The sequence below is a fragment of the Halolamina pelagica genome (assembly GCF_900115675.1).
GTDB classification, from domain to species: domain Archaea; phylum Halobacteriota; class Halobacteria; order Halobacteriales; family Haloferacaceae; genus Halolamina; species Halolamina pelagica.
On the sequence record NZ_FOXI01000011.1, the window covers coordinates 82,269 to 88,268 of the forward strand.

General features: G+C 63.7%; 3 protein-coding genes and 3 pseudogenes. 5 read left to right on the plus strand and 1 reads right to left on the minus strand.

Features of this window, described 5'->3' with window-relative positions; all coding sequences use genetic code 11:
- The first annotated feature begins 238 nt into the window (after positions 1-238).
- From BMZ83_RS12660 to BMZ83_RS12680, 4 genes and pseudogenes are all read left to right on the plus strand, one after another.
- A pseudogene (locus BMZ83_RS12660) lies at positions 239-600 on the plus strand (hypothetical protein).
- Positions 597-1,156, plus strand: a pseudogene (locus BMZ83_RS17420) (hypothetical protein). Before BMZ83_RS12660 ends, BMZ83_RS17420 begins: the two co-directional pseudogenes overlap by 4 nt.
- Before the next feature lie 111 nt (positions 1,157-1,267).
- Positions 1,268-2,608, plus strand: a complete 1,341-nt coding sequence (locus BMZ83_RS12670; RefSeq protein WP_074879225.1) for a serpin family protein — start codon at positions 1,268-1,270, stop codon at positions 2,606-2,608.
- Positions 2,609-3,840: 1,232 nt separating this feature from the next.
- Positions 3,841-4,740 carry a DNA-binding protein gene (locus BMZ83_RS12680; protein WP_074879227.1) on the plus strand — a complete coding sequence of 300 codons (900 nt, stop codon included), beginning with the start codon at positions 3,841-3,843 and terminating at the stop codon, positions 4,738-4,740.
- Positions 4,741-4,798: 58 nt separating this feature from the next.
- Here the strand turns inward: BMZ83_RS12680 and BMZ83_RS12685 are convergent.
- Positions 4,799-5,104: pseudogene (locus BMZ83_RS12685) on the minus strand (zinc ribbon domain-containing protein); the annotation flags it as partial.
- A 73-nt stretch (positions 5,105-5,177) separates the two neighbouring features.
- Between BMZ83_RS12685 and BMZ83_RS12690 the strand changes: the two are divergent.
- Positions 5,178-6,000 (plus strand): IS5 family transposase (locus BMZ83_RS12690; protein ID WP_079990188.1); only part of this gene is annotated, 823 nt, incomplete at its 3' end.

Genomic DNA, 6,000 nt, shown 5'->3' on the forward strand with positions numbered 1-6,000 from the left:
AAGAGAAAGCGATCCGCACGTTAAAAGAAATGCTCGCCGATTCATGGTGGAAAAACTATCAACATGGTAAATAAATATTCTGTTCACTACTAAAGCTCACTTACCGGCCGTTTCACGGTAGACTGTATCTGACAAATCGGATTCAAGTAGAGCTACCATCGCCTATTTATCGTCGATGTGCAGGCTCTGCACATTCAGCGAAACAGTTCTCCGCCTATGTGCAGAACTTGCACACAGGATGAGCGCAAGCGACGATCCGCGACGAGTCCATTTCCAGTCACCCGAGTATCTCGTCGACCGCCTAGACGCGATTGCGGAGCTCTTTGACACGGACCGGACCGACCTCCTCGTCGAGGCTATCCGCGAGTACATCGAAGAGACCGCCAACAGCGAGACGTTCCAAGAATTGGTTGCGACGAAGTACTACGACGATCAGCTTGAGTTCGAGACGGTCAAGCAGTTGGTCGGCGCCGAGACGGCCCAGCGACTCCGCCTCCTCAAAGCGGACCTCGAGGATGAGCCACTCGATATCGTACCCCCGGTGACGTCGACGATGGCGACGCGACGACGGTCGACACCACTGCCGACGACGAGCGATGAGCGGTCGGCGACTGCGAACGGTCGTTGCCGACACCAGTGCACTGGTCAGTCTTGCCGTCCCTCGTGCAGACGCGGCCGTCGACGCGGACGGTCCGGGTCCGTTCCAGTATCTTCTCACCTCGTGTGAGGTGTTCGTCCCGCCAGAGGTCGTTGCGGAGCTCCGCGAAATCACACAGTATCAGGACATCCACGTAGCGGCGGCGAACAACGTGCTCGCAGTTACTACACGATCGAGGATCCCTACGAACGCGACGAGACACCAGACTCGCGGCCGACATTCGGCCTCGACGACGGCGAAACCGACGGTATCGTCCTTGCGAACGCGCTCGCCGTCGACGGCTTTCTGACAGACGAGTTCGGCGGGACGAACTTTCCCCTGATTCACGCCGTACTGGAGGGGCCACGAATCGTCCCGACGCCTCGTCTCATCGTAGATTACGCTCGAAACGGGCACCTATCTCACGCAGCGCGAACCCTGATCGCGACGATCAGCCCGCATCGGATCTGGGAGAACAGTCCCTCCGTCACGCAATTGCTCCAGCAGCTCGACGCGTAATCGGTCGGCAAGTCGCGACGCCGAACCCGTGCCGCTGACTGTTGAAAAGTCGCTCAAACAGTGGTTTGTGCTTCCAGAAGATACTCGCCATCACCTTCTGAACCGATACGTATGGATCGTCGTCGATATCTCTCCGTCTCAAGCGCCCTCGTCGCCGGTGCCCTCGCGGGGTGTACAGCACCAGCGACGTCGCAAGTCGGTATCAGCGCGGATGCGCCGTCGACGCCTGCTCTCCAACCGAACGTCGACGACGATACGCTTGATGAGTTGGTCACTGGAACGAACACGTTCGCGTTGGACCTGTTCGACGAGCTCCGCACAGCTGATGACGCCGAGAACCTGCTGGTCTCGCCGATCAGTGCGACAATTGCGCTAGCGATGACGTACGCTGGTGCCAGTGGGACTACTCGCGAGCAGATGCGGGAGGCCCTCGGCTACACGCTCGACGACGAACAGCTCCATGCGGCGTTCAACGAACTCCAGCGAACGCTATCTGGTCGCGGTAAGAACCTCGACGAGGACGATCTCCCGTCAGACTACGACGAAGCCGACGATCCCGTTCCCTTCCAACTCTCACTCGTCAACGCCATCTGGGGCCAAGAGGGGGTTCCGTTCCGGGACGAATACCTGACCTCGCTCGGGAACCACTACGGCGGCGGCCTCAACCAGGTCGACTTCGTCGAGAATCCGGACGGTGTCCGCGAGGCGATCAACGCCTGGATCGCCGACCAGACCGACGACCGGATCGAGGAGTTGCTTCCACCGGGATCGATTACGCCCCAAACCGTGCTCGTCCTGACGAACGCCATCTCCTTCATGGCGAACTGGCGCCACCCGTTCGACGAGGAGCAAACTGAGCCGGCTGAGTTCACCGCGCTCGATGGCTCGACGAGCACGGTCCAGATGATGTCCCAGGACGTCCAAGTCCCGGCGGCGACCGTCGACGGCGCCCAGGCCGTCGAACTACCCTACGTCGGCGGGAGGACGGGCATGCTCATCGTCGTGCCGCCCGCTGGCGAGTTCGAAGCCTACGAACGAACATTCGACGTCGAGCGACTCGGCCGGATCGTCAACGCGCTCGAACCGCAGCGTGGCTACGTCAACCTCCCCCGGTTCGAGTTCGACTCGGAATGCACGCTTGAGCAATCCCTTGCGGCGCTGGGCATGCCCGACGCGTTCGACCCGGATACGGCGGACTTCTCGCGAATGGCCGATCTGTCGGCGACCGGTGGCAACTTGTTCGTCGACCAAGTGTACCACGAAACTTCCGTCAGCGTCGACGAGCAGGGAACCGAAGCCGTAGCGGCGACGGGATCGGTAATCAATCTCGTGTCGCGTCCACCGACGTTACTCGACGCAAATCGTCCGTTCCTCTTCATGATCCGAGACCGGCCAACCGGAACGGTGCTTTTCACGGGGCATGTTGTCGACGCCAGCGCGGCACAGGAGTAGGAGATTCATGGGTGGTGACGAGGCGTGCTGAAACGCGGGTGGAGGCAGGAGACAGCAGTCGACGACTCGCCGCCCTGCGACCGCGTGAGACGCCATCTCGCTACCCTCGTTCGCTCCACTCACGATGCGCCGCTGCCGCCTGCCGCCTCGCTCGCGATCGGCGTGTGGGATCCGAATCGTGCGATTGCGACGCTGCGTCCCTCAGTCCATCCTGATGCAGCCGGATCGTTTTTCTCGGTGTGTATGTCGCGTACGTTCGGGGGAGCCTCCTCGGGTTGCGCGCGCTCCGGCTGACAGGGACCGGTCCTGCCGGGCCCGGGCTTTCGCGCTGCCGTTGCGTCTGCGACGGACGGGGCACGGTCACGGGGCCGGGTCGGGCCGGGTGCAGTCGCCCGATACCGGTCGCACCCGACAGCGGGCCTGCGAGCACTCGGCCCGCACCCGGGTTTGCCCGGCGCCGGGCCGACTGCATCTTCACCGGCCGTTGCGTCGGCGCTCCTTCACGACGGTCGCGCCGACGAACGGCGGTTCAGACGTGGCCGCCTGCGCGGTCCGGGACGGGCTGCTCGCCGCTCGGGCTGTCGCCCTCGTCCCGAGTGGCCGCCGGGCTGCCGCGGCTACCGGGGTTCGCCGTGCTCACCCCGGTATGCCCCGGGTCCGGGCGTTCCTCGGGAACGGCTGTGCTGCCGGCCGGGCATCCGCTCGAACTCGGTCGCGACGGGGTTGGCTGCCGCGGGCGTGCCGTCCGCGGCCGGCGTGCCGCGCGAGGCGTTTCCGTTGCGTCTGCGACGGACGGGACAGGCTCGCGCGGGGCCGGCCCCGCACGGGTCCGGCGGGGCCCACCCCTCTGCGTCCCTCGATGTGGCCGTATGCGGGGCCGTTCACCACCGTATACCCCCCGGCCGTGCCGCCTCGGCACCGCGGCCGCTGCCGTTTCGTCTCCCGACGGACGGGGGTCGGCGCGGCGCCGACCCGCGGTGACCGGCTGGGTATACGGCGGTGATCGCACGCTCACCTCAAGATACTCCCCCGCACTCGTTTGTCACGGAAGCCGTCGGCGCCGCGCCGCGCCGGACGGAGTCCGGCGTGAAGGCGCGGCGCGGGCGCCTCGGTGCCGGCAGCCGTCGACATCGGGTCGACGGCGGCGTCGCTGGTGAGTGTCGGTCCGTGAGAAACCCGCAGTCCAGGTCGCGGGTGGCGGCGCGTCAGCGCCTTCAGGAGTAACTGACTCCATGTCCAGTAACAACGCTAGCGGAAAGGTCGTTTCGGTGGATGAACAGGCATTCGAGAAAGCGGGCGAGCAGGCGGTCGATGCAGATGGCGTCCCGGTCGTCGACGAGACGCCGGAGTTCGAGGCCGCGGTCGAGCAGGAGACGCAGGCGAAGGTGGATGCAAACCACCCGGACGGGATCGCGGACACGAGCGAGGACCGGATTCACGGTGTCACCCTCGAACAGGAGGAGCGCATTCGGGCGCGGGAAGCCGAACTGGAGCGCATCAGTGCTCAGGCCGAGCTGGGCACACAGGACGGTCGGGCGCAGCGCACGCGTGAAGTCGCCGCGCAAGGGAGCAAGGAACGCCGGCGGGAGTTCCAGAAGCGGGCCGCGAGCGTGGACCCGATGGCCGACCCCGAACGGGATGATCCTCGAGCGGCGCTCTCCCAAGATGAACTGGCGACGGTAAACACGGAGGCAAACCGACTTGCGACGCGGGTGGATGGCTGGTCGCGTGCAGCGATCAGTCGACGCCTGGCCGAAGCGGTCGTCGACGGCACGGACATGACGAGTGCGGTCGTGCAGGTGTTCGAGGCGTTGCAGACGGCCCCGGGGGGCACCGTGCCCATCGACGCTCTCGAGGACGTCGATCGCGGCACGGTCACGATCGAAGGTCGTGTGGAGACGCTTTGGGAGAACTCCTCTCCGGCTATCCAGCAAGTCGGGCTCATCGAGGACGAGAGCGGGCAAACGAAGCTGACGGTCTGGAAAGCATCGGACGCCCCGTGGATCAAGGAAGGCGAGACGGTGCGCATCCACGAAGCAGCCACGAACTGGTACGAGGGCCGGATCTCGGTGGCCGTGACGGGGTGGAGCAGCATCCACTTCCCGGAGCGCGGTCGGTGGTGGGACGAGTGACATCCTCCCCGTCGTAAACGACCGGGCTTCCCGTACCGAAGGTGGGATATTTGCCGGTCTACGACACGACCTGTTCTCTCGTGGTGAACGTCCCGCTCTCGCGGTCGAACAGGTGTGTCGATGGCTGTGCCACACAGCCGTTACTCCTATCCTCGCCATGAGGACTCGGAGTTATCTTCTGCCGCATATTCTCCGCCCCGTTGCAATCCGCGTTGGCTACTAACTCGCACGACGAGCAAACGTACAGGCCGCGTTCGACACGGTTCGACTTCGTGTCGTCACCACATCGTGAACACGTTTTCGAGGTGTCCCACTCGTTCTCCTTCAGCACCTCGACGCCACGTATCTCGCCTTTGTATTCGAGTGCTCTGTTGAATCCGCAGAAGGCGACAGGATAGCGTCGCTCTGAAGGGAGTAGCGAAGCGGAAGAGTCGAATGTGCCTAAACTCCTCTTCCGCTTCGTTAAGCAAGCCGCGTCGCTGGCTCAAAAGTGCTGTGCCGCCAGTCCAACGGCGGTGAGTGCTCCGACTGGCCACGGTTTTCCCGGCTGGAAGCATGTCACGCTCCACTTTTTGCGGGTTCACATGGATGCGACGTACCGCGAAATCGTCGATTGGGCGAGTGAAATGGATCGCGTTCGTGTTTTGTTACAGCTGTCGCGGACGGCATTTCCCGCACCCTCAACGCTGTACCGGTCGTTTGAGAGGGTGCCCATGTCGGTGTGGCGCGGCTTCCTTCGAGAGTCCGCGACGATCTGCGATCCGGGCTCGCATGGTGCCATCGATGCCACGTTCTTCGACCGCGAAGCGGCATCGAGACACTACCAACACCGCTCGGATCGCCACATACGCACGCTCAAAACGACGGCACTCGTCGATACAGATTCGTGTGCCATTCTCGATCTTCACTGCTCAGCACACTGGCCTCACGACACCCAGACTGGCCGTCGAGTTGCCCTTCGTAACACCGAGAAAATCGAGAGTCTCGCCGGCGACAAAGGCTATGACGACCAATCTCTCCGGGACACCCTCCGGTCAGAGGGCGTCCGGCCGTTGCTGCGCCACCGGTTGTTCGCACATTACGATCACGCACACAACGCACGGTTGGACAGCGAGTTATACGGCCAGCGCTGGATGGCCGAGACCGCCTTTTCGGCCATCAAGCGTCGGTTCGGCCCCGCTGTCCACCCTCGCGTATGGTACCGCGAGTTCCGCGAGCTCGTGTTGACCGCCGCAGTCTACAACCTCGAACAAGCACTCA